This window comes from Robertmurraya dakarensis, from assembly GCF_900156875.1.
GTDB classification, from domain to species: domain Bacteria; phylum Bacillota; class Bacilli; order Bacillales; family Cytobacillaceae; genus Robertmurraya; species Robertmurraya dakarensis.
In genome coordinates this window covers 1,636,250-1,660,253 of record NZ_LT707409.1, presented here as the reverse complement: position 1 = coordinate 1,660,253, position 24,004 = coordinate 1,636,250, and the positions used below count along the sequence as shown (strand labels likewise).

Below are 24,004 nucleotides of genomic sequence, written 5' to 3'. Positions count from 1 at the left end.
TCGGAGCATGTGATCTCAATATGAACAGGAGGGAAAACAATGGAAGAAGTGCTGGTGGATAAAGAATTGACGATCTTGAAGAAGACAGTGCGTTCTTTTGTAAGAGATAAAGTAGAAAGAGCTGAACTATTGCAAAAGGAGCATATTACGGAATTATCAAAGGATGTGGCTGACACCCTAAAAGAGACAGCACAAAAAACAGGGTTGCAGGCGATGGGAGCTAAGAAAGAGTGGGGTGGAGCAGGTCTATCTCTTTCTTGCAGAACTGTTCTTTATGAGGAAGCTGCACAGCATCGGCTTGGACTATTTCACCCTGCAGGTGATGCATTTGGTGAAGAATTGCCTAGATTTCTTGAAAATTGTACAAAGGAGCAAATAAATACCTACGTCAAGCCTGCAATCCAACAAGGGAAAGGATGCTTTGTGGCACTGTGGGAAGAACATGAAGATAATGATATCGGGAAGCTGACATGTCAAGCAGTTAAAGACGGTAACAGTTGGATCATTAATGGCCATAAAGCCTATATTGATAAATTTCAAGAAGCTGGTTTTGGGGTCATTTTAGTAAACTGTCTTGGTGAAAGCGGGGAAAAACAGCCGACATTGTTTATCCTAGAACATAATGACTCTTTTGAGAACAAAGAAACGGTGTTAATTGACGTCCAAAAAGTTAATAGTCTTAGTTTTAATGGAATGAAAATTAGTGATGATAGAAGAATTGGCAATATTGGTGACGGAGCGGAATTAATGAAGGAATGGATTACTGAGGCTCAAGTTTTACTTGCTTCAAGATGTTTAGGAGTCGCAGTAAAGGCATTAGATTATGCGAAAAGCTATGCCAAGATTCGAATTACAAGGGGTCAGCCATTGTCCGACTTTCCGAGCATTCGGACTATGATAGCGAGTGGTTATGTCAATCTCCAAGCTGCACGACTAATGGTTCAAGATGCTGCAAAAAAAATTGATGAACGTGCAAAAGATGCTGCAACAGCTGCTGGGATGGCGAAAGTTTTCACAACAGATACAGCATCAAAAATCATCGACGATTGTTTGCAGATACATGGAGGAGCAGGCTTTGCAGGGGATCTGCCGATTGAAAGATGGTATAAAGAACTGCGTATCGCCAGAATGAATCTCCAAAAGAAAGAGAATATTATTGAACATATTGCCAATTTGAATTTATAAAGAAAAAAGCTTGCCCTTGGTGGCAAGCTTTTTTCATTTCAAGTAAACCCTCTAAACAGGCCATCATTATTTAACTGCTTCGGTGTTTTTATTAGAAAGCTCCAGCATTTCTTGTTTGCTTGAAAAGTAATTTGCAAAGAACGCTCCCATAGACAGGTTAATAATCATGTTCAAAATTGGAGCAACAGCAGCCAGATTACCAATAAATTCGTAAGCTAAAATTGCCGCAAGTGCTGTATTACATAGTCCCACTTGGAAGAAAATAGCCCGAGAATCTGCTTCATTAACCGATAGTTTTCGAGCAATGAAGTAAGCAAGAAACATAGGAAGAACAACTTGAACAAACGTTACGATGAGTAAAATAGGGATAGCGGCCAGCTCTGTCGATATCGTCTCTTTACCGCTGCCAACCAATGTATGAATGATCAATAGCAAGGAAACCGATGAACCAAACTTCGTAATTGACTTTGAGTGAACGACTAAGCTTGGCACGGAGCGCTGAATGACAAGCCCAGCAAACAAAGGGATTAAAACAATGGTCACAAAGGACTTTAAAAGGCTAAAAATTGAAATGGTTACCGTGTTACCCGGTAGTCCTAACATGGAAAGAGGTGCTATAACAGGGCTGACAAAAATATCGAGCAGTGATGCACCGATTACAAGTGATGTGTTTCCGCCGGCTATAAATGTGTATAGTGTTGCGGCAGTTGCACTGGGAACGACACCAGATAGGATAAAACCTGCTGCAATTTCAGGCTTTTCTGAAAAAAACAAATGTGCTAGAGCAATAGAAATCAACACAGTTAATGTCCATTTTAAAAAGGTAGCGATAAAAAGTTCTCTCTTCTTTGTCTTAATAGCTTTTATGGATGAAACATCCATCGAAATTCCAGTAAAGAATATGACAATTCCTAGTAATAGACTGGGCACCCAAGGATATACTTTCCAATAATAAGGAGATAGATAAGTAAATATTGCCATTAATAGTATAAGAAGGGGAAGGTTCTTAGAGATAAATTCATTTATTTTAAGCATTTTAAAAAAATCCCTTTCAACAAAAACTTAATTGGAAATTAGTTTACCAAAAGAAAGGAAATTATGCTATAGTATTTTAAAAATTATATATATTCGGAGAAAAGTTTTATTTAAAGAAGATCACTACAAAAAATTAATATAAAGTTATCGTATGTTAATTAATTCTATAGGAACTCTGCTCTTTGTATGAACTTTTTAACATCACATGAAATCTCAAGAATGAAATTAATTTTCTATCATACAAAAAAGTGTTATTTGACTATTAAAAATAGATTGACTATTTAAAATACATAATTCTATAATAAATAGAAATATTATTTTAATATTGAATTTTTTAAGGAGGGAATGATAAACCAGCTGTTTTAGATAGCGCTTGCAGAAATGCTGCTAAAATTGGCGAAGGAAAATTTTTTTGTAATTCGGGAAGGTCAGTCAAATAATTGGAAAATGAGAAAAGAGAGGGGTTTATTTCGTGAAAAGATCGAAAATTTGGATTACTTTTGTATTAACAGCAATTCTAGCATTGGTAGCTGCTGGCTGTGGAAATAGTGATAGTGCTAGCGGGGGCAGTGGTGACTCTGATGGATCAGAAGCAGGAGAAAAACATAATTTTAAAATGTCTGTAACAACGAGTAACACTTCTTCTTGGTTTTTAGCAGCAGAAAAATTTGCTGAGGAAGTTAACGAAAAAACGGACGGCAGAATTACTATTACTCCATATCCAAATGAACAATTATCAAACGGGGATCAAGGTAAAGGTGTTGAATTATTAGTTAAGGGAACAACTGATTTCAGTATTCACTCGACGATCATTTATTCTATTTTGGATGAAAGATTTGGAGTGTTGAGTGCACCATTCTTATTTAAAGATTTAGAAGATGTTGACGCTAAAATGGCTGGAGAAGGGCCAGAAATGGTTAATGATATTTTAAGAGAAATTGGTGTTGAACCATTAGGATTCGGCGAAAACGGCTTCCGCCAGTTGACAAATAGTAAGGTAGAAGTAAAAAGTCCAGAGGATCTTTCAGGTTTAAAGGTACGTATTCCAGGAATCAAAATGTACACGGATCTTTACAAGGAACTAGGAGCAGATCCTACAACAATGGCTTTCTCTGAAGTATTTACAGCATTACAGCAAGGAACAATCGATGGACAAGAAAACCCAATTGATGTTATTTACTCATCAAAATTAAATGAAGTTCAAGATTATATCACAATGTGGAACTATTCTTATGATCCTTTAGTATTTGGCGTAAACAAGAAAACGTTTGATTCTTTAAGTGCAGAGGATCAAGAAATTATTAAAACAGCAGCTGCAAATGCAAGGAAATATCAAATTGAAACGACTCGTCAAAAAGAGAAAGAGCAAATTGAAGAGTTAAAAGCAGCTGGTATGCAGTTCTATTATCCAACTGAAGAAGAAATTGAAACTTTCAAGGCTGCTTCCCAGCCAGTGTATGACACATACAAGGATATTTGGGGAGAAGATTTGCTAAATGCCTTCCAAAACTAAAAAAATGAAGGTGTGATGAAAGATGTCAAAAATCCTATCAATGGTTGAACACAGCTTGTTGATATTTAGTGCTTCAATCATGTCTATCATTGCTTTTGCAAACGTGATATCAAGATATTTTATGAATCATTCGCTGTCGTTTACTGAAGAAATAACAATCAATTTATTTGTTATGTTGACGTTTGTTGGTACTGCAGTCGGGGTGAAGTCAGGATCTCACCTTGGCTTCAGCCTTCTTTTTGATCAAGCCAGTCTTCCAGTGAAAAAGATACTTGCCATATTGGTGGGATCGATAGTGATTGTTGTATTTGCTATATTTACTTATTACGGAGTAAAAATGGTCCAATTTCAAATGCTGCTAAATACAACTACTCCATCGCTGGGATGGCAGCAATGGATATTTTCACTTGGTTTTCCAATAGGTAGTTTCCTGTGTCTTATCAGGTCGATCGAATCTACTATAAAGGAATTCAAAAATCTACAAGCAGAAAGTGAATGATGGAAATGGCCTCTATAATTCTATTCGGATTATTTTTTCTGCTCTTACTTATAAGAGTGCCTATTGCAATTTCATTGGCAGCCTCTTCCATTGTGACATTAATCATAACTTATGATTTTTCATCAGTGGAGTTAGTTGCAGATATTTTATATACAAGTGTTGCGAAATTCACACTTTTAGCGATTCCGTTTTTCATAATTGCTGGAGTTATTATGGAATATGCAGGAATATCGAAACGGTTAATTCATTTTGCTGATGTATGTGTTGGTCATTGGAAAAGCGGAATTATCCTTGTAACAGTATTAACAGCGATATTCTTTGCAGCGATTTCCGGATCAGGTCCAGCAACAGTTGCAGCTATAGGTGGGATACTCATCCCTGCTCTTATGAAAAATGGCTTTAAACCCGAATCTGCGGCGGCTTTATTATCAAGTTCTGGGGCAATCGGAATCATTATTCCCCCCAGTATTGCACTAATTGTTTTTGGTGTTGTTGCGGGTGACAGCATCAATGTATCAATTGGCCGGTTATTTATAGCTGGAATTATTCCAGGGCTTTTATTAGGTTTATCATTCATAATTGCTGCCATGATTGTTAGAAGGAAGGATCTGAAGGGGATTTTGTCTGCCGTTAAAGACTCTTCGATTGAAATTTCAGCAACTCGTGAAAAAGCATCAGGGAAGGAAATTGCAAAAGCCTTTTACGATGCTATCTGGGGGTTATTAATGCCTTTTATCATCTTAGGAGGTATTTACGGAGGGGTTTTTACTCCGACAGAAGCAGCAGTTGTTGCGGTATTTTATGGCTTAGTAATTGGAATTTTTGTCTATAAAGAACTTAAGTTTGAAGATTTAAAGAAAATCATGATTGATTCTTCCGTACAAACAGCTGTAGTCATGTTTATCGTCAGCTCTGCATCTGTGTTTGCCTATTTAATTACAACAGAGCAAATTGCACAGCAAATCTCTGATGCGCTTTTGGGAATAAGTTCAAATAAATATATCATTCTATTATTAATCAATCTTATTTTATTAATTGCTGGGATGTTTATGGATGCTATTTCAGCATTTTACATTTTCGTACCTATATTATTGCCGATCATGCTCGTATTAGAGGTAGATCCAACAGTATTTGGAATGTTTATGACAGTAAACTTGGCAATCGGACTTTTTACTCCACCTGTAGGGGTAAACTTGTATGTGGCTTGTGGAATAGCCAATACTTCGATTAATAAAATTTCAAAAGCAATCATTCCATTTGTTGTGGCAAGTATTGTGGTATTGCTGCTCATTACTTATATTCCGAGCATCACGACATTTTTACCAGATTTACTGGGGGTAGATTGATCATATTAAGGAGCTAGCATGCATAAAAGATCTTTTTAGGAGGGATGTCAGTGAATGATCGCACACATTCCGTTTTTGATAAAGAAAAAGGAATTTTAATGGGACGTGTAGGTGCTGGTGAGGACCTTCTTACAGGTATTAAAAATGAGTTGCAAAAACATGGAATCACTGCTGGTTCGGTTACCTGTATTGGGTCGTTATCCCAACTTTCCTTTGTCCAGTTTGAATATGAAAATAAAACATTATCTTACTCGAAACCAATTGAATGGGATACTCCTGTTGAACTGCTGTCAGGCAACGGAGTAATAGGTGTCAGGGAAGATGGGGAATTGGATATTCACTTTCACGGTGTGTTTATGGATCATAAAAAGAGTATATCTGGGGGGCATTTTCTGGAAGGAGGCAATATTGTGGCCATTACGGTGGAATTCACCGTATTAGCCACAAGTGCTATTCAGACGAAGAAAGAATTTAATCATTCCTTAGGTTTCTCTTTTTTTAATTTTTACGAAAGAGAGGATGGATAATGCAAACGATCGCACACTTGGCTAAAAAAGCCTTTAAGAGATATCCGCAAAGAGTAGCTGTAAAAGATGAAATAAATGAGTTTACATATGAAGAGTTAAGAATTCGCGCTTACCGTCTCTATTGGGCCTTAAAACAAATAGGGTTAAAAAAAGGAGACCGTATTGCGATTCTTATGTCGAATAGAGTTGAACATATTGAATTAGATTTAGCAGCAGCGATAGGCGGGTTTATAAAAGTACCATTAAATTATCGACTTCATCCAAAAGAAGTGGATTATATCATTGGAAATGCTGAACCAAAAGTATTAATTGGCGAAGAAGATTTAATCGATCCTCTAGAAAAACCAAATTGTCAAGTGGTGTTCATCGGGGACCAATATGAAGAATGGTTATTGGCGCAATATGATTTAGAACCTGAAATTGTTTCAAAGGAAGATGATTTGTTTGCCATTATGTATACCTCGGGGACAACTGGCAAACCAAAAGGTGTGATGTTATCTCATCGCAATATTATATCAGGGGCTCTTTCATTAGCAATTGTATGCGAAGTAACACCCGAAGATACGATTGGCCATGTGGCACCGTTAACACATGGAAGTAATTTTTTATCACATGTTTCTTGGATATATGGGCTAACACAGGTTGTTTTTAACAAATTTGATCCATCCGAGTTTTTAAATGATATTGAAAAAGAAAGAGTTTCTGTCATCTTTTTAGTGCCAACTATGGTTAATTTGATGTTTCAAGACCCGAATTTTGATGTTAAGAAATTAAGGCATATCAAGTCTATCAATATGGCTGGTTCTCCGATAGCAGCCAGTAAACTAAAACAAGCGATTGATACAGCTGGACCAATTTTTGTAGAAACATATGGACAGGTCGAAGCACCTATGGTAATCACGACAATGCCGCGTCATGAACTATCATCAAGATTAGAATCATGCGGGGCTGCAGGTCCATTTGTTGAAATGAAACTTGTCGATAATGACGGAAATGAAGTAAATTCTGGGGAAGTTGGCGAGGTAATTTGTAAGGGTCCGCTCGTTATGCAGGGGTATTGGCGCAATGCTGAGGCAACGGCAGATACTTTGAGAGATGGATGGCTTTATACAGGTGATTTAGGCTGGGCAGATGAAAAAGGTTATCTCCACTTGGTCGATCGCAAAAAAGATGTGATTATAAGCGGCGGTATGAATATATATCCGCGTGAAATAGAAGAGATATTGAACAAGCATGATGGTATAAAAGAAACTTCTGTTGTCGGAAAGCACCATGATAAATGGGGAGAAGCGGTGGTTGCTTATTGTGTCCTAAATGAAGGCTGCGAGGTACTCGAAGAAGAGCTTTTGCAGTTATGTCAGGATCATCTAGCAAGCTTTAAGAAACCGAAAGAAATTCATATTGTTAAAGAGCTGCCAAAGAGCAGTTACGGGAAAATCTTAAAAAGAGAGTTAAAAAATATGGATGGCGGTGTAGCGAAATGAGAAAAGTGACGGTTTCAGGAATCGGCATGACACCATTTGGAAAGCATGAACATACATCCTTAAAAACACTTTTGATGGATGCCTGTGTGGATGCTTTAAAGGAAGCGAATTTCCCTAAGATAGATGCAGTCTATATTGGAAATTTTATGGGTGGTTCTTTAGGAAACCAGGAAATTCTTGGGGCAATTGTTGCAAATGATCTTGGGCTTGGGAATATTCCGACGACAAAGGTAGAGGGAGCTTGTGCGTCAGGGGGGATTGCTTTTCGCCAAGCTTACTTAAATATCCAAAATGGTGTTTGTGATCATGTCTTAATTGCTGGTGTCGAGAAAATGAAGCATGCATCGACAGAAGATGTAACGAGAGCCATAAATGCTGCGATGGATAATGACTCTAATGAGAAAAATGCTGGATTAACCTTCCCAGGTTTTTTTGGAACATTAGCAAACCGCTACTTTTATGAAACAGGGGCTTCCAAAAAGCATTTGGCGATGGTAGCTCTTAAAAATCGGGAATATGCTTTAAATAATCATAAGGCTCAATTTAGAAAGCCTGCTAGTTTAGAAGAAATTATGGCAGCTAGAATGATTACAGAACCTTTAGGACTTTTTGATTGCTCCCCGACAACGGATGGAGCCGCTGCAATTGTACTGTCAAAAGGAGAACATGGCGTAATCGTCAGGGCATCTGCTCAGGCCTCTGGTACGACGCAAATGCAGGAAACAGAAGATCTCCTAAGTATTCCGGCTGTTCGTGCATCCGCGAACACGGCGTACGAACAAGCAGGATTAGGTCCATCTGATATTGATGTCGTTGAGTTGCATGATTGTTTTACGATGACTGAAATACTCGCTATTGAAGAACTGGGATTTTTTGAAAAAGGAACAGGCTGGGAAGCTGTTGAAAAAGGATTGACTAAGCATGGTGGTAAAATTCCTGTTAATACGAGCGGAGGTTTGTTGTCAAAAGGCCATCCGATTGGAGCGACTGGAATTTCACAAATTTATCAAGTTGTCTCACAGTTAAGAGGGACTAGCTGTAACCAAGTGGATGGAGCAAGGATTGGATTAGCCCAAAATTTAGGAGGGACGGGTGCTTATTCGACCGTTCACATTTTTGAAAGGGTGAATGCGTGATGGCTGATATTCAACTTTATCAATGTTCTAATTGCAAAAAAGAGTATGTGCAGAAAAAGTGGATATGTTCAACTTGCAAAGGAACAGAGTTTCATTTACGGAATATTCCTGGAGAAGGCACCGTTTTTTCCCATACGACCATCCACATATCATCTAAAGAATTTGCTGAACTGACACCATATACGATAGCTCTAGTGCAATTACCTAATGGATTAAGAATTACTGGAAGAATATCTGGGCGGGTAGAAATCAATGACAGCGTGACATGTATCAATAATGAAGAAAATCAGTACCTTTTTGCAAAAAAATCATAAATAACAAAAAACAGCTGACAAACATAAAAGTCAGCTGTTTTTTGTTATTCCTCTCCATCACTGCCGTTAAATTGGTCGAGCATGGAGATGGTATCAACAAGATGATTATTAAATATTTGACGGGCTACATGCAGTAACTCGATAATCATCGGATCTCTCAAAGAATAGATGACACGATTTCCATCTTTTGTACCTGTGACAATATTTTTATTTCTTAATACGGTTAACTGTTGTGAGACCGCAGATCCTTCACTTCCTAATAGGATTTGAATTTCATTGACATTTTTATTCCCTTCAGCTAAAAGCTCTAGGATTCTAATACGTAATGGATGGGCAAGCGCCTTAAAAAAATCAGCCTTGAATTGCTGTATATCCTGGTTCAATAAAAACAACCTCACTTCATTAACGTGTTGCACCGCGAAACAGCAGAATTTATTGTCCGTTCATATGCGAATATACTTTTTCATCCTGTATTGCATGCTCAGGATTTGAAAGATGTGCGCATTCTTTAAACGCAAAATGTTTGCAGCCAATACATTTATTTTCATTTAATTGACGAAGTGCATAGTCGATTGCTTCTCCAGTGTGATCAAAGAAATAATCTTCTCCGATACAATCATACAACCCCGTCTTTTTCAGAACGCTCTTCGGTTGAGATCTTAAGCCTGATATTAATACGATCCCATGTTTTGAGAAATTGGTAACAATACTTGATAAATTAGCTTCCCCAGTTGTGTCTATTAGAGGTACTTTTCCCATTCGTAGCAGTAGTACTTTCGGCTTGTAATCAATCGTGTTCATAATTGTCTGTGCAAAAGTTTGGACTGCTCCGAAAAATAATGGGCCTTCCACATTATAGATACTAATTTGGGGGCAATCATGTGTGTCTGACACAATGTGAGAGACGACCTTTTTATTTTTTGAATTTTGATTTGGCAAGGCCTTTACGGTTACCATACTATCACTCATTCGTTTTGTAAATAAAATAACAGCAAGTAATAATCCAACTTCGACAGCAATTGTCAAATTCATAAATACAGTCAATAAAAAGGTAACAACTAACACAAAGGAATCGCTGGTCTTCGTTTTTAAAACATGGTAAAAAACTTTTCTTTCACTCATATTCCACGCTACCACCATTAAGATTGGTGCCATACTGGCGAGCGGAATGTTTGAAGCGTATGGCGCAAAAAGAACCAAAATGAGCAGAACCATTAAACCGTGAACAATTCCCGAAACAGGGGAAACGGCCCCATTTTTAATATTAGTCGCAGTCCTTGCAATTGCGCCTGTTGCAGGTATTCCTCCAAATAATGGTGTAACTATATTGGCGATTCCTTGTCCGACGAGCTCGCGGTTACTGTGATGCTTACTATTTGTCATTCCGTCTGCAACTACGGCGGATAATAACGATTCAATTCCGCCTAGAATGGCAATAACAAAAGCAGGACGGAGAAGCTGTATGATTTTATCCATCGTAATCTCAGGAAAATGAAATTGCGGCAAGCTATTTGGGATTTCTCCATAGGTTGACCCAATCGTTGCTACCTGCGTTGGATAGAAAAATGCAGCCACTAAAGTTGAAAGCAGCAATCCGATTAATGGACCTGGTACCTTGGGAAAGAGTCTAGGTGTCAAGATTATGGTCGACAAACAAATGACAGCGGTAAGAATACTGTATAGATTAATACTGCCTAGGTGACTAATAATCTCGCTAACATTGTCTAAAAATAATTCATGATTTTCGACATCGCTTAACCCTAAAAAGTTAGCAATTTGTCCTGTGAAAATAATTACAGCAATTCCACTAGTAAATCCGATTGTGACAGGCCTCGGAATAAATTTTATCAAAGATCCGAGTTTAAATACACCCATAAGAAAAAGCATGATTCCTGCTAATAACCCGGCGATTAAAAGATTTTCATACCCGTATGTAATGACAACACCGAATAGTATGGGTATAAAAGCTCCCGTTGGACCGCCAATTTGGTATTTGGAACCTCCTAACAGGGAAATGAGGATACCTGCGATGATTGTTGTGTATATTCCATATTCAGGTTTAACTCCTGATGCAATTGCAAACGCCATACCAAGTGGAATTGCAATAACACCAACAACCAATCCGGATATCAAATCCTTTTGAAAGCTCTGAATCGAGTACCCCTTGAACCTTCCAGTAAAAAACCATTTCTCCTGCATGATCAACCCTTCTTTTTATATATTCATATAATAGTATATTTGATTATTTGAATATACTATTATATGAATTTACAACGGATTCTCATAATTGTAAAGGAATTTATTAATATTTTATGAACTAATTTTCTACATAAACTGACCCATTACTTAGCGGAGGTTTACCCCGCCCTTCTGCTTGATGAAATCTTCATACTTGTTTTAATGACCTTTTTTTTGTTATATTGTTAAGGTTAACAACAGAGATATGGTAAAAAGACCGATCTTTTTAATTTATAGAAAGTGTAAGGTGAAATATCAATGGAGTCATCATATAAAGTTTTGCTTTATTATAAATACGTTCATATTGAAAACCCGGAGGAGTGCACGAATGAGCATAAGCAAGTTTGTGATGAGTTGGGGTTGAAAGGGCGAATTATTATTGCATCTGAAGGGATAAATGGTACTGTATCGGGTACGGTCGAACAGACGGACGCGTATATGGAGTTCATGAATAATCATCCACTATTTAAAGAGACCATTTTTAAAATAGATGATGCAAAAGAGCATGCATTTAAGAAGATGCGTGTTCGTTGTAGGAATGAGCTTGTTACCCTTCGACTAGAGAATGATATAAACCCAAATGCGACAACAGGAAAACACTTAAAGCCGAAAGAGTTTTTTGAAGCTATGCAAAGGGAAGATACGGTCGTGATCGATGCTAGAAATGATTACGAGTACGATTTAGGTCATTTTAAAGGTGCAGTAAGACCGGATATCAATGCTTTCCGTGAATTGCCTCAGTGGATAAAGGAAAATAAACAACAGTTTGAGGGAAAGAAGATTCTGACGTATTGTACGGGCGGAATCCGCTGTGAGAAATTTTCAGGCTGGCTATTAGAAGAGGGGTTTGACGATGTTTCTCAACTAGAGGGAGGAATCGTTACCTACGGAAAAGACCCAGAAGTTCAGGGAGAGCTTTGGGATGGCCTGTGCTATGTTTTTGATGAAAGAATAAGTGTACCAGTAAATGGAAAAGAACATGTTATTGTGGGGAAAGATCATTTCTCGGGTGAACCATGTGAAAGGTATGTTAACTGTGCTAACCCTGAATGCAATAAGAAAATTCTTTGCTCAGAGGAGAATGAGCATAAATATATGCGAAGCTGTTCGGATGAATGCCGCGTCCATCCCCGTAACCGCTATATTGCACAACACGATTTAAGCGAGGAAGAAGTTCATAATAGATTAATGGCTATTAGCAATAGCAGAACAATTAATGCATAGAAAGTAAAAAGCAGGAAGACAGGTATCCAAAAAACCTGTCTTCTTGTCTTTTAAGAGGTTATTTTTATATCTTTCATAACATATAGATAGTTTATGTAGCTTGAAAGTAAGTGAAAGTTGGTGTTAGGACCAAATTTGCCACCACTTTTTCTTTTTAGTCGTTTTTGCGGCCGCTACTTCACGATAGCTTGTAAGCATATTTTGAAAAACATCTTCGCGCTGCTGAATCTCTTCTGTCGATTGCTTCAATTCGTTAATCGTTTCAATAAGTTGTTCTTGTTTCTCATCAATCGATTTTGCCACTTTATTAATATTCAACTTTGCTTCCTCTACCGTTTTAGAAACTTTGTTCAGTACAAGCTTTTGATCTTTTGCGGCGGTTCTAGAACTATCAGCAATTCGTTTAGATAGCTGTTCGTAAGTACCCTTTGAATTTTTCGCAATGCGGTCGCTGAGTGTTGCGACTGATTCGGAATGACGTTCCGAAGCCTTCGTTATTGCCCCAGAAATTTCTTGTAATTCTCCTTTACGCTTGTCGTTGGATCTTTGGATTGATTTAGAGAGCTCCTTAACAGTATGAAGGGAAGAAGTTAATAATTCGTTTTTAACCTCATCAATAATTTCATTTCGATTAAAAGCCATCTCAGTTTTAATTTCGTTGATCATCTCTTGTTTATATTGTTCAAGAGTGGCATGAAATTCCTGTAACGCTTTGTCAACCTGATTTGAAGAGAGTTCGCTAGATTCTTGATTTTCTGGAACTTGTAAAGGTGCAGGGAACATCTCGACGGAATCCGCTGACTCATTTTCTTGAACAGCCAGATGCTTTTGCATCATGATTCGAATCATATCCTTGCTTACATTTTGTTCACGCATTTCTTTAACTTTTTTCAGCAGGTCAATTTCCTTTTCTGTGTAAAATCTAGCTCCTTGCTTTGTTCTTGGAATAATTAATAATCCGTTTAAATCTTTTTCCCACTGTCTGATAGTACCAGTAGGGATATTAATTTTTTTAGATACTTCCTTAATAGAATATGCTCTTAAGATTTGATTGCTAGACATAATTCCACCCCTTCAATTTCTTTAACAGTATTATTCTTTATGAAGGAGTGGATTTTCCTGCTGTATGACAAAAGCTATCAAAAGAAGAAGTTAATCACCAAAAACTGAACAATGAGAACGAAATTAGTCGGAATATTAGATGATTTTGATGTAAACCTTGTAAAAGGATAAAAAAAATAAGGAATTTGCAGAAGAAGGGGGAAATGATGAGGGGAAGAAATAATTATTTCTCGGGAAAGCGCAATACTTGACATTTCCCGAGAGTTATGTGTCGTAACTTGTATAAATGTGCAAATAAACAAAAAGTTTGTCATTTTACGCTAATTTCACTCAGAAGTAATCATTGTTTTGTCTCATTTTCTTAATGGTTTTTATATTTATCGGTGAATTTTCCATAGTCAGGAATGGCAATCTTATCAAAGTCGCGCGCAAGCATTTCTAAGTTTTTAGAGAGCTCTTCACCGGTCATTGGTAATCCATGTCCTGTTATAGCGGCAGATGGTTTTAGTGATTCCAGGGTTTTAACCGATTGCCAAGCTGAATCCCAATCCGGGGTCAAGTAACGAGGCGGACCACTTATCTCCTGTTCCTGGGTCAAGACCTTGTAGAGGGATTCTTGTTTAACAGTAACAAATGCATCGCCAGCAATAAGAGCTTTATCAGTATCTCTAAAAAATGATACATGCCCAGGTGTATGTCCAGGTGTATGAATCCAGCGCCATTCAGGCAAGTTTGGCACTTTGCCGTCCGCTGGAAGTGCTTGGACGTGGTCTCCTAAATTTATTGGTTCATTAGGAAATAATGGAGACATTTTTGCAATCATACCGCCCTCGACGGTTGGATCTGGTTCAGGATAACTCATTTTATTTGTCAGGTAAGGAATTTCAGTTTGGTGTGCATACACCGGTACTTTCCAGTGGTTTATTAATTCAATAATCGCACCAACATGATCGAAATGGCCATGAGTTAAAAGAATGCAAGAAGGTTTTGCACCGGGACCATAATGCTCTTCTGCAGCAGAAATAATCATCTCTGCAGATTCTGGCATTCCAGCATCAACCAATACAAACTCCTCTTTCTCTGGATGTCCAATAAAACAAATATTAACGATTTGAATTGTATGACTAAACACGTCTGGCAGCACTTGTATCCCAATGCCTGATCCTACCGATGTAGCTGGGATATATTTATAATCACTGCCATAGGTAAGTTCTTTATCCATTTTTACTCATTCCCCTCTATATTGACTCTTTTTTTATTGTGTTCAATTTTGGGGGATATACTATAAGTGAATAAATTCCAATAACAGTATTGTTTATATAAGCATAAAGGTTTTTTAATCGTTTTGAACGGAGTATCATAGACATGTACATAAAAATTTAGCGTAGGGGTGAGTTTTTAAATGAAAGCATTAGTTCATGCAGAAAAGGCTGGATTTGAGGGGCTAAAGTTTAGAGATTTCAATAAACTGGAACCGAAAGAAGGGGAAGTTGTAGTTAAGTTAAAAGCGGCGGGATTAAACCACCGTGATTTATTTATTTTAAATAGACATAAGCCGACAGACCCACCGTTAATTATTGGTTCAGACGGTGCCGGTGTAATTGACTCGGTTGGAGCAGGAGTAACGAATGTCAAAATTGGAGAGGAAGTCATCATCAACCCGAGTCTCGGATGGCAGAAGAATAGCGATGCACCACCAAGCGGATTTGAAATAGTTGGGCTTCCATACCATGGCACTTTTGCAGAATACATTGTGATTCCTGCTGAGAATGCTGTTTCGAAGCCGGCGTATCTATCGTGGGAAGAAGCTGGTGTACTTTCATTAGCTGCACTAACAGCCTATCGAGCTCTTTTTACAAGAGGAAAAGTTCAATCAGGTATGAAGGTTTTAATACCAGGGATTGGCAGTGGAGTAGCAACATTCTTATTGCAATTTGCAAAAGCAGCAGGAGCTAAAGTCTATGTGACTTCTCGTTCGCAGGAAAAGCGGGAGAAGGCGTTACAGTTAGGTGCGGATAAAGCTATTGACAGTAATAATGATGATTGGGAAAGCATGCTTGACGGGGAAAAAGTCGATCTTGCTATCGAATCTGTGGGAGCGGCTACATTTAATAAAACATTAGATCAATTGCGATTAGGTGGAACAATGGTCACTTTCGGCGCTTCAGCAGGTGATGTCGTTGATTTTGATCTTCGTAAATTCTTTTATGGGCAATATAATTTATTAGGTACTACGATGGGGAGTTCTGAGGAGTATGTGGAAATGCTTCAATTCATTGAAAAGAATCAAATTAGACCTGTTTTAGATCGGACGTTCTCCCTGAGCCAATTCGAAAGTGCTTTTAGTCGCATGGAGAAAGCAGAACAATTAGGAAAAATTGGATTCATTATAGAAGAATAACGATTTGTATGATACCCGTTGAGCTGGGTTTCCAGCTCAACGGGTTGTTCTTAGTAGTAGAATGGGAATGGGATAACAATCGGGAAAACAAACTGACTATATGGAAAACGTCTTCTGCGGAAGCGGCGATATCTTCTTCTTGGTCTGCCGTAACCGCCATAGCCGCCATAGCCGCCATATCCCCCGAATCCATATAAACGCATATCGTTCATATTCATATCGTCCATATCATCGCCTGCAGGAACATCCTCAGGCATTAACATGGTTACGCCTTCGTCATCAGCATCTTCTAAAATTCCTTCTACCTGACTGCCATTCGTCATTTGTCCGGTTACATAGTAGTCTAGGTACTGCTCACACATATGTTTCATTTGATTCATCTGGTTCATTTGGCTGGGCATTTGTGAACCTGTGTTAGGTTGATTCATTGGAAACATACCCTGCGGAAAATTATTATTATACATTTCTATCCCTCCTCCTTTGCACCAATAAGATATTCATCTAGTGCTTATCTCGTTACATAAGTTTGGAAATTCAATCCAGATAAAATGATGGCAATAACTGAAAATCAGCTTTAAAATATTAGGTAGGATAGAAAGGGGCAGGGATATGACCATACAATTAACAAACGTTTATTTGAAACGAGATGGATCTCCTATTTTGAAAGATATCAATTGGAACGTCGAAAAAGGGGAGCATTGGGTGTTATTCGGCTTAAACGGTGCAGGGAAGACGGCAATTCTTAATTTATTGAACGGCTATCATTTTCCTTCTTCGGGTGTAGTCAAGGTTTTAGGAAAGGAATTTGGAAAGGTTGATCTTCGTGAACATGTGAGGCGGAAAATTGGATTAGTTTCTTCATCATTACAGGAGAAGCTTTATAAAACAGACAGCGCTTACGAAATTGTCTTGAGCGGGGCGTTTACATCAATTGGACTTTACGATACTCCAACAGATGAAATGCGTCAGAAAGCGGTCTCTTTGCTCGAAAGTCTTGGTGCCCTGCACTATGCAGACCGAAACTACGAAACTTTATCACAAGGTGAAAAGCAAAGAGTCCTTATAGCGCGGGCATTAATGAATGATCCTGAAATCCTCATTTTGGATGAACCAACCAATGGATTGGATTTTATTGCAAGAGAAAAGTTATTGGAGACGATTGAAAGAATCGCTAATACTTCAAAAGCCCCGACATTGTTATACGTAACACATCATCTAGAGGAGATACTGCCTATTTTTAAGAAAACATTACTTTTAAAAAACGGTGAAGTGTTCGCTGCTGGAGATACAAGTGAAATGATATCTGAAGGTATTCTATCAAAGTTTTTTGAATTAGAAGTTGAAGTAATATGGAGTTATGAAAGACCATTGCTTACTAAGAAAAAAGTGCTTAAGTAATAATAAATGAAAAAAAGCTGTCCAATAAAAAGCCTGGGTCAAAAATAACCCAGGCAAAACTCAAATAAATTAATATTTATACAGCAGTATTCCGGTTTTTTAACAGAATCGCTATATAAAGAAAAATAGAAAACAGCACGGAAATAGACGAAATAATATAGATGCTGCTGTATCCAAGCCAATGTGCAATTTGCCCGAAGGCTATTGCGCCAACCCCTACACCGAGATCAAAAAAGGAAAAAAACGTAGCATTAGCCATTCCTCTGCGATGCGGTGCAGCTTTTTCAACAGCCCAGGCTTGTAGAGCTGGCTGTATTGTACCAAACCCTAATCCATACAGGACACCTGCAGCGTATAACGTGACACTGCTAGGAAGCCAGGCTAGGAAAATCATTGCTATGATCACGAGCACAGCTCCAGGGATAAAAACAGCCTCATGACCTTTTCGATCGTAGATTTTTCCTGCAAATGTTCGAGAGATCATTAAAGCGCATGCGTATAGTAGGAAATACCAATGTATCCCTGTTATTCCTTTCCCTAAAGAATAAATAGGGAGGAACGTCGCGATTCCCCCAAAAGTTGTCGTAATGAAAAATAGTAATAATGATGGGGGAAGTGCTGACTTTTCAAATATATCAAATTTCTTACTGTGTTCTGATGTTGGCAGGGGTTCGACTTTTTTATAATGGATAGTAGAAGATAGTATAAAGGCTACTGCGCCGAGAATAGCACAAATCATGAACAACATCGGAAATGAGATAACCCCTGTTAAAGCAAGACCTAATGTGGGACCAATGGCCATTGCTAGGTTACCTGATAGACCATAATATCCCATTCCTTCACCGCGTCTTTTTGGAGGAATTAAGTCTGTTACAATGGTTCCAGAAGCTGTTGTAGAAAAACCCCAACCACTTCCTTGGACCATTCTCATGATAAAGAGGAAGAATAAGCTATGTACCAAGCCGTATGATCCAACAGATAGCACAAAAATACCTAGTCCTAGCATGTAAACAAATTGCCGCCCTTTTGTTTCTAAAAATTTCCCTGCAAATGGACGGGTAAGAAGGGCTGAAAAGGTAAATATGCCTGTTACAATTCCAATTAACTGATCATTTCCTCCAAGTTTTGCTACAAATAATGGTATTGTTGGAAGTGTCATTTGAAATCCTAAAAATATAAAAAAATTGGACAGTACGATCAGCGAGAAATCCCGGGTCCAAATTTTTTCAGATTGCAGTTGTTTCTCTGATGATTCCTGTGCAATTGATTGGCTCATAATAACACCTTTCCTTGAATTTTCTAAAATTTAAAAATTATTTAGAGTCACTAAACAATATTTTACATGATGATGTACATAATTACTATATATATTCTTTTATTAATAATACTGTTGTTTGATTGTTACCGTTGTGCAGTACATTACCCATCTTCTACAGAATATGCAGTAGACGGTTGAAGCGTATGACTGTACATTTGATATCCACCCTAAAAATACAATTGTTCACCACAGGTAGAAAATGCTTGATTCTTTTCCTGATTCTTGTGATAATAAGAACAACTTTACAGTAAATTCCGACATTCATATGATTTTTGTAAAAAACGTAAGGTGAAAACAAATGAGCAAAATAATAAGACATGGAAGGAATTACACTCCCTATCTTTTTGGGAAATTTTTGGAGCAGGAGATGGAATACATGAAAGTAGTCAAGTTTGGTGGATCATCATTAGCAACAGGGGAACAGCTCGATAAAGTTTTTAACATTGTTGTGTCCGATCCAAAACGAAAATTTGTTGTAGTTTCGGCACCAGGAAAGAGAAACCCACAGGACATTAAAGTAACTGATTTATTAATCGAATGTGCTGATCATATACTGCAAGGAAAAGATTACAGTTCACTATTTGAAACCATTATTGAGAGATATGCAAGCATTGCTAGAGAATTAAACTTAGAAACGGATGTAATAGAAAAGATTCGTTTAGATTTAAAATCCCTATTGGAAGGCGATCATACCAACAAAGATCGTTTCATGGATGCTGTGAAAGCAAGCGGTGAAGATAATAATGCAAAGCTTGTTGCAAGTTACTTCCAAAGTAAAGGAGTAGAAGCGCAGTACGTTAGCCCGAAGGACGCTGGACTTTTCGTAACAGATGAATCAGGTAACGCACAAGTGTTGGCAAAATCTTATGAGAATTTATACTCATTACGAGAGAAATCAGGGATTATCGTTTTTCCGGGATTTTTTGGGTATACAGAGAATGGTGACGTCGTTACCTTCTCAAGAAGCGGATCGGATATTACGGGATCCATTTTAGCAAATGGTGTAAAAGCGGAGCTATATGAAAACTTCACAGACGTAGATGCTGTTTATTCCGTAAACCCAAATATTGTTCAAAACCCTAAAGAAATCTCTGAGCTTACATATCGAGAAATGAGAGAGCTTTCTTATGCAGGTTTCTCTGTTTTCCACGATGAAGCTTTAATTCCAGCATTTCGTGCTGAGATTCCGGTAAATGTTAAAAACACAAACAATCCATCTGCACCAGGTACTAGAATTGTGAATAAAAGGGAAAATTCCAATGGGCCAGTAGTTGGGATTGCCAGTGACAAAGGATTCTGCAGTATTTACGTTGGAAAGTATTTAATGAACCGAGAAATTGGTTTCGGAAGCAAACTCTTAAGGATATTAGAAGATTATGGAATGTCTTATGAACATACACCATCAGGCATTGATGATATCACCATTATTTTAAGGCAAAATCAAATGGACCAATATACAGAAAAAGATGTCATTGATCGTATTAAGAAGGAACTATGTGCCGATGAAGTTAAAATTAAACATGATCTTGCGTTGATTATGGTAGTAGGAGAAGGCATGAGACAAAATGTTGGTACAACTGCAAAAGCGGCAAAAGCCTTGGCTGATGCAGGCGTAAATATCGAAATGATTAATCAAGGGTCATCTGAAGTAAGTATGATGTTTGGAGTAAGGGAAGCTGATGAAAAATTAGCGGTAAGTGCATTATACGAACAATTCTTTGTAGCCGTTCCGGTTTAAAAAATTGAATAAAATATATTACAGAGACATCTGCTTAAATCTACCAGGTGTCTCTGTTTTTTTTGTCTCTATTATCGACATACATGATGGTAAGTAGCGAAAAGCTTAACTAGAGACACTTCTTTCGATTGCGCTTTCCCAATCAGGAAAATAATGAAGTGCGCTTCTCATGAGCTGTGGATTGCTTTTCTTAACCATCTTCTTGCTTAAGCTCAAGCCTTCAGCATTCATTTGTTTAATTTCTTGAAGCACTTCAGCAGAACTCATCGATACTTCCATTTATGTACCCTCCTTTCTAACAGGACTATGTATATATTTCCCAGTTGTACAGTTCTTATACGAAAATTCTCATAATTTTTAAATTGACAAAACTAGTAAATCAGTATATATTTTGAATACTTTTTTTGTTTTATCGAAATATTAATTAAATTGCTAAAATAGGGAAACTTAATGTATTTCTCGTTGATAATAAAGATTCACTAAATTATAATATAAAAATATTACATTATTTTTACATAATATTATCCAAAAGAAATCTTCTTCGAATAATGACAGTATAATTTTTAAATTTCATTTTACTAGTCAGCTAGAATCTAAAAAAAGTGCGGACACAACATAATTTATATTGCGTGTCTCAAAACTGGATGCGCATACAATACACACAGCTAGGAAGTGAGAAAGATGGTTACATACATATTTAAACGCTTTTTTGCCATGATCGTTACATTATGGCTCATCATTACCCTAACTTTTTTTCTAATGCATTCCTTGCCAGGATCCCCGTTTAACGAGGAGCGAACTACAAGTGAAGCTGTACAGAAAAACCTAGAAGCACATTTTAACTTGGACAAGCCTCTTCCAGTACAGTATGTCAGCTATTTAAAATCTGTCATACAATTGGATTTTGGCCCATCCATTAAAAAACCTTCAGATACTGTGAATGAAATGCTGGGAAGAGGATTTCCAGTTTCATTTGAACTTGGAATGCTAACATTACTTGTCGCGATCATCTCTGGAATTACCCTTGGCGTGTTTGCTGCACTCCGACATAATGGCATAGTGGATTATATAGCGATGACAATAGCTGTTTTCGGTATCTCTATCCCAAACTTCGTGATGGCAACACTTCTCATTCAACAGTTCGCTGTGAACTGGGGGATTTTACCTGTTGCTACTTGGAAAAGCTGGCAGCATATGGTGCTGCCGACATTAGCGCTTGCGACAGGGCCGATGGCTATTATTGCCCGATTAACACGTTCAAGTATGCTAGAGGTGTTAACGCAAGATTATATTCGGACAGCAGTGGCGAAAGGGCTTTCACCATTTAAAATTGTCTTTAAACATGCATTGAAAAATGCCCTTTTACCTGTCGTAACAGTATTAGGAACTCTAGCGGCAGGAATTTTGACAGGTACATTTGTTATTGAACAAATCTTTGCAATTCCAGGAATGGGTAAGTACTTCGTTGATAGTATTAATAACCGAGACTATCCAGTTATTATGGGCACGACAGTCTTCTATAGTGCACTATTAATCTTTCTGCTATTTTTGGTAGATATTGCTTATGGTATTTTAGACCCGAGAATTAAGCTGCATAAAGGGGAGGGGAAATAAATGGAGCTGAATAAACAACAAGACCCGAAGCTTGCGCCGGATATTCTCGATGAATGGTTTGTTCCAAAAGAGAAAAATAGAGATGAGGCCGAACAGGTAGTAAGACCAAGTGTTTCATATTGGAAAGATTCTTGGCTGCGGCTAGTAAAAAATAAATTAGCGATGCTGGGACTAATTTTTTTAATTCTACTCGTAGTTATGGCTATTTTCGGCCCTGTCATTTCACCGCACCCGGGCGATCAACAGGTGCTTGAAAACCAAAATCAGCCGCCTTCTGCAGAGCATTGGTTCGGAACAGATGAACTTGGCCGGGATGTATTTACGCGGACATGGGAAGGGGCACGTGTCTCCTTATTTGTTGGAGTTGTTGCCGCATTAATAGATTTTATCGTGGGTGTTACATATGGTGGAATTGCTGGCTACAAAGGCGGTAAAGTTGATCATTATATGATGAGATTTGTTGAGATTTTATATGGATTGCCATATCTTTTGGTCGTTATCTTGGTCAGCGTTGTGCTGGAGCCTGGGTTATTTTCAATTATTCTAGCATTATCTGTAACAGGCTGGGTTGGAATGGCCAGGATGGTACGGGGTCAAGTACTGCAAATCAAAAACTATGAATTTGTTCTTGCGTCTCAGACATTTGGAACAAAGACTTCAAGGATTATTCGAAAAAATCTTTTACCGAATACGATGGGACCGATTATTGTACAAATGACATTAACGGTACCAGCGGCGATATTTGCTGAGGCATTCTTGAGCTTTTTGGGGATTGGTATTCAGCCTCCTCTTGCAAGCTGGGGATCAATGGCAAGTGATGCCTTGCCGGTCATTCTATCAGGACATTGGTGGCGTCTGTTCTTTCCAGCATTCTTTATCTCTTTAACCATGTTTTCGTTTAATGTTTTAGGAGATGGATTGCAGGATGCTCTTGATCCAAAGTTAAGGAGGTAACGCTGATGGAAAAAGTACTACAGGTACAAGACTTGCATGTTTCTTTTAAAACATATGGAGGGGAAGTTAAGGCTGTTAGAGGTGTAACGTTTGATTTGCACAAGGGTGAGACGCTTGCTATTGTGGGTGAGTCAGGTTGTGGAAAGAGTGTTACTTCACAAAGCATTATGAAATTAATTCCTAACCCTCCAGGAAAGATTACAAATGGAAAAATCCTATTTAAAGAAAAAGGCTTGGTTCAACTAACAGATAAAGAAATGAGGAAAATTCGCGGTGCGGATATTTCAATGATTTTTCAAGATCCGATGACGGCGCTGAATCCAACGCTAAAAGTAGGGGATCAAATCACAGAAGGGATCATTCAGCATAAGAACATTTCCCGTGATGAAGCTCGAAAAAAAGCAGTGGAGATGCTTCAGCTTGTAGGAATTCCTAGTCCTGAAAGCCGTATGAAGCAATACCCTCATCAATTCAGCGGCGGCATGAGGCAGAGAATTGTTATTGCCATGAGTCTTGTGTGTGAACCAGAGGTACTAATTGCCGACGAACCAACAACCGCGTTAGACGTAACCATCCAGGCACAAATACTTGACTTGTTCAGAGATATCCAAAAGAAGACTGGGGTTTCGATCATTCTAATCACACATGATTTAGGCGTTGTTGCCCAAGTAGCGGATCGGATTGCCGTTATGTATGCAGGGAAAATTGTTGAGACAGGCAATCGAAGAGAAATATTTTATAAGGCTCAGCATCCTTATACGAAAGGACTCCTGAACTCAGTTCCGCGCTTGGATGTAGAGAGCGGAGATCTTAAGCCAATTGATGGCTCTCCGCCAGATTTATTTTCACCGCCTCATGGCTGTGCATTTGCAGCAAGATGTCAATATACGATGGAAGTGTGTGAAAAGGTTTATCCATTCGAGACAAAACTTAGCGATGAACATCTGGTAGAATGCTGGCTTCAAGATGAGCGGGCAAAGAAAATGAAAGTAAACATAAGGTAATTACTTTTAGAGAA

The 24,004-nt window shown here is 38.1% G+C and carries 23 protein-coding genes; 15 read left to right on the top strand and 8 right to left on the bottom strand.

Annotated elements, in window-relative coordinates; translation table 11 throughout:
* Positions 1-39: 39 nt before the first annotated feature.
* Positions 40-1,185 (top strand): acyl-CoA dehydrogenase family protein, encoded by a 1,146-nt coding sequence (locus CZ487_RS16815; RefSeq protein WP_077213428.1) that lies wholly within the window; start codon positions 40-42, stop codon positions 1,183-1,185.
* 66 nt (positions 1,186-1,251) lie between these two features.
* On the opposite strand, the gene CZ487_RS16810 is transcribed toward CZ487_RS16815, so the two are convergent.
* Positions 1,252-2,220, bottom strand: a complete 969-nt coding sequence (locus CZ487_RS16810) for a bile acid:sodium symporter family protein (RefSeq protein ID WP_077213427.1) — start codon at positions 2,218-2,220, stop codon at positions 1,252-1,254.
* Positions 2,221-2,692: 472 nt separating this feature from the next.
* Between CZ487_RS16810 and CZ487_RS16805 the strand changes: the two genes are divergently transcribed.
* The 7 genes from CZ487_RS16805 to CZ487_RS16775 are packed head-to-tail and all read left to right on the top strand — an operon-like array spanning position 2,693 to position 9,039.
* Positions 2,693-3,733, top strand: coding sequence for a DctP family TRAP transporter solute-binding subunit (locus CZ487_RS16805; RefSeq protein ID WP_077213426.1), 1,041 nt, complete (start codon positions 2,693-2,695; stop codon positions 3,731-3,733).
* 22 nt (positions 3,734-3,755) lie between these two features.
* Positions 3,756-4,232 (top strand): TRAP transporter small permease, encoded by a 477-nt coding sequence (locus tag CZ487_RS16800; RefSeq protein ID WP_077213425.1) that lies wholly within the window; start codon positions 3,756-3,758, stop codon positions 4,230-4,232.
* A 5-nt stretch (positions 4,233-4,237) separates the two neighbouring features.
* Positions 4,238-5,578, top strand: a complete 1,341-nt coding sequence (locus tag CZ487_RS16795) for a TRAP transporter large permease (protein WP_077215361.1) — start codon at positions 4,238-4,240, stop codon at positions 5,576-5,578.
* A 50-nt stretch (positions 5,579-5,628) separates the two neighbouring features.
* Positions 5,629-6,105, top strand: a complete 477-nt coding sequence (locus CZ487_RS16790; protein WP_077213424.1) for a PPC domain-containing DNA-binding protein — start codon at positions 5,629-5,631, stop codon at positions 6,103-6,105.
* Positions 6,105-7,589 (top strand): class I adenylate-forming enzyme family protein, encoded by a 1,485-nt coding sequence (locus tag CZ487_RS16785; protein WP_077213423.1) that lies wholly within the window; start codon positions 6,105-6,107, stop codon positions 7,587-7,589. Before CZ487_RS16790 ends, CZ487_RS16785 begins: the two co-directional genes overlap by 1 nt.
* Positions 7,586-8,725 carry a thiolase domain-containing protein gene (locus CZ487_RS16780; RefSeq protein WP_077213422.1) on the top strand — a complete coding sequence of 380 codons (1,140 nt, stop codon included), beginning with the start codon at positions 7,586-7,588 and terminating at the stop codon, positions 8,723-8,725. Before CZ487_RS16785 ends, CZ487_RS16780 begins: the two co-directional genes overlap by 4 nt.
* Positions 8,725-9,039: a Zn-ribbon domain-containing OB-fold protein gene (locus tag CZ487_RS16775; protein ID WP_084783320.1), complete on the top strand. Its 315-nt coding sequence runs from the start codon at positions 8,725-8,727 to the stop codon at positions 9,037-9,039. The genes CZ487_RS16780 and CZ487_RS16775 overlap by 1 nt, the downstream gene beginning before the upstream one ends.
* A gap of 44 nt (positions 9,040-9,083) precedes the next feature.
* Here CZ487_RS16775 and CZ487_RS16770 read toward each other — a convergent pair whose 3' ends face one another.
* Positions 9,084-9,422 carry an ArsR/SmtB family transcription factor gene (locus tag CZ487_RS16770; RefSeq protein WP_077213421.1) on the bottom strand — a complete coding sequence of 113 codons (339 nt, stop codon included), beginning with the start codon at positions 9,420-9,422 and terminating at the stop codon, positions 9,084-9,086.
* Positions 9,423-9,471: 49 nt separating this feature from the next.
* Positions 9,472-11,238: a SulP family inorganic anion transporter gene (locus CZ487_RS16765; protein WP_077213420.1), complete on the bottom strand. Its 1,767-nt coding sequence runs from the start codon at positions 11,236-11,238 to the stop codon at positions 9,472-9,474.
* A gap of 297 nt (positions 11,239-11,535) precedes the next feature.
* On the opposite strand from CZ487_RS16765, the gene trhO reads away from it, so the two are divergent.
* Positions 11,536-12,501, top strand: coding sequence for an oxygen-dependent tRNA uridine(34) hydroxylase TrhO (trhO, locus tag CZ487_RS16760; RefSeq protein WP_077213419.1), 966 nt, complete (start codon positions 11,536-11,538; stop codon positions 12,499-12,501).
* Between the two features lie 123 nt (positions 12,502-12,624).
* Here trhO and CZ487_RS16755 read toward each other — a convergent pair whose 3' ends face one another.
* Together CZ487_RS16755 and CZ487_RS16750 are read right to left on the bottom strand one after the other, a co-directional pair.
* Positions 12,625-13,563, bottom strand: a complete 939-nt coding sequence (locus CZ487_RS16755; RefSeq protein WP_077213418.1) for a MerR family transcriptional regulator — start codon at positions 13,561-13,563, stop codon at positions 12,625-12,627.
* A gap of 361 nt (positions 13,564-13,924) precedes the next feature.
* The gene (locus CZ487_RS16750; RefSeq protein ID WP_077213417.1) at positions 13,925-14,785 is read right to left on the bottom strand and encodes an MBL fold metallo-hydrolase; all 861 of its coding nucleotides are present in this window, start codon (positions 14,783-14,785) and stop codon (positions 13,925-13,927) included.
* A 180-nt stretch (positions 14,786-14,965) separates the two neighbouring features.
* Here CZ487_RS16750 and CZ487_RS16745 point away from each other — a divergent pair, with 180 nt between their 5' ends.
* Positions 14,966-15,964: a zinc-binding dehydrogenase gene (locus tag CZ487_RS16745; RefSeq protein WP_077213416.1), complete on the top strand. Its 999-nt coding sequence runs from the start codon at positions 14,966-14,968 to the stop codon at positions 15,962-15,964.
* Positions 15,965-16,014: 50 nt separating this feature from the next.
* On the opposite strand, the gene CZ487_RS16740 is transcribed toward CZ487_RS16745, so the two are convergent.
* Positions 16,015-16,428, bottom strand: a complete 414-nt coding sequence (locus tag CZ487_RS16740; protein ID WP_084783319.1) for a hypothetical protein — start codon at positions 16,426-16,428, stop codon at positions 16,015-16,017.
* Positions 16,429-16,573: 145 nt separating this feature from the next.
* Here CZ487_RS16740 and CZ487_RS16735 point away from each other — a divergent pair, with 145 nt between their 5' ends.
* The gene (locus CZ487_RS16735; RefSeq protein WP_077213415.1) at positions 16,574-17,362 is read left to right on the top strand and encodes an ABC transporter ATP-binding protein; all 789 of its coding nucleotides are present in this window, start codon (positions 16,574-16,576) and stop codon (positions 17,360-17,362) included.
* Between the two features lie 76 nt (positions 17,363-17,438).
* Here the strand turns inward: CZ487_RS16735 and CZ487_RS16730 are convergent, their stop codons facing one another.
* Positions 17,439-18,638: an MFS transporter gene (locus CZ487_RS16730; RefSeq protein WP_077213414.1), complete on the bottom strand. Its 1,200-nt coding sequence runs from the start codon at positions 18,636-18,638 to the stop codon at positions 17,439-17,441.
* 418 nt (positions 18,639-19,056) lie between these two features.
* On the opposite strand from CZ487_RS16730, the gene CZ487_RS16725 reads away from it, so the two are divergent.
* Positions 19,057-20,418: an aspartate kinase gene (locus CZ487_RS16725; protein ID WP_077213413.1), complete on the top strand. Its 1,362-nt coding sequence runs from the start codon at positions 19,057-19,059 to the stop codon at positions 20,416-20,418.
* Positions 20,419-20,523: 105 nt separating this feature from the next.
* Here the strand turns inward: CZ487_RS16725 and CZ487_RS27230 are convergent, their stop codons facing one another.
* Positions 20,524-20,697 (bottom strand): hypothetical protein, encoded by a 174-nt coding sequence (locus CZ487_RS27230; protein ID WP_202617844.1) that lies wholly within the window; start codon positions 20,695-20,697, stop codon positions 20,524-20,526.
* Between the two features lie 402 nt (positions 20,698-21,099).
* On the opposite strand from CZ487_RS27230, the gene CZ487_RS16720 reads away from it, so the two are divergent.
* From CZ487_RS16720 to CZ487_RS16710, 3 genes are read left to right on the top strand one after another with little or no spacing between them, the layout of a single operon-like run.
* Entirely contained in the window at positions 21,100-22,032 is a 933-nt protein-coding gene (locus tag CZ487_RS16720) for an ABC transporter permease (protein ID WP_077213412.1), read from the top strand.
* Positions 22,033-22,986, top strand: coding sequence for an ABC transporter permease (locus tag CZ487_RS16715; RefSeq protein WP_077213411.1), 954 nt, complete (start codon positions 22,033-22,035; stop codon positions 22,984-22,986).
* A gap of 5 nt (positions 22,987-22,991) precedes the next feature.
* Positions 22,992-23,990, top strand: a complete 999-nt coding sequence (locus CZ487_RS16710; RefSeq protein ID WP_077213410.1) for an ABC transporter ATP-binding protein — start codon at positions 22,992-22,994, stop codon at positions 23,988-23,990.
* Positions 23,991-24,004 lie beyond the last annotated feature (14 nt).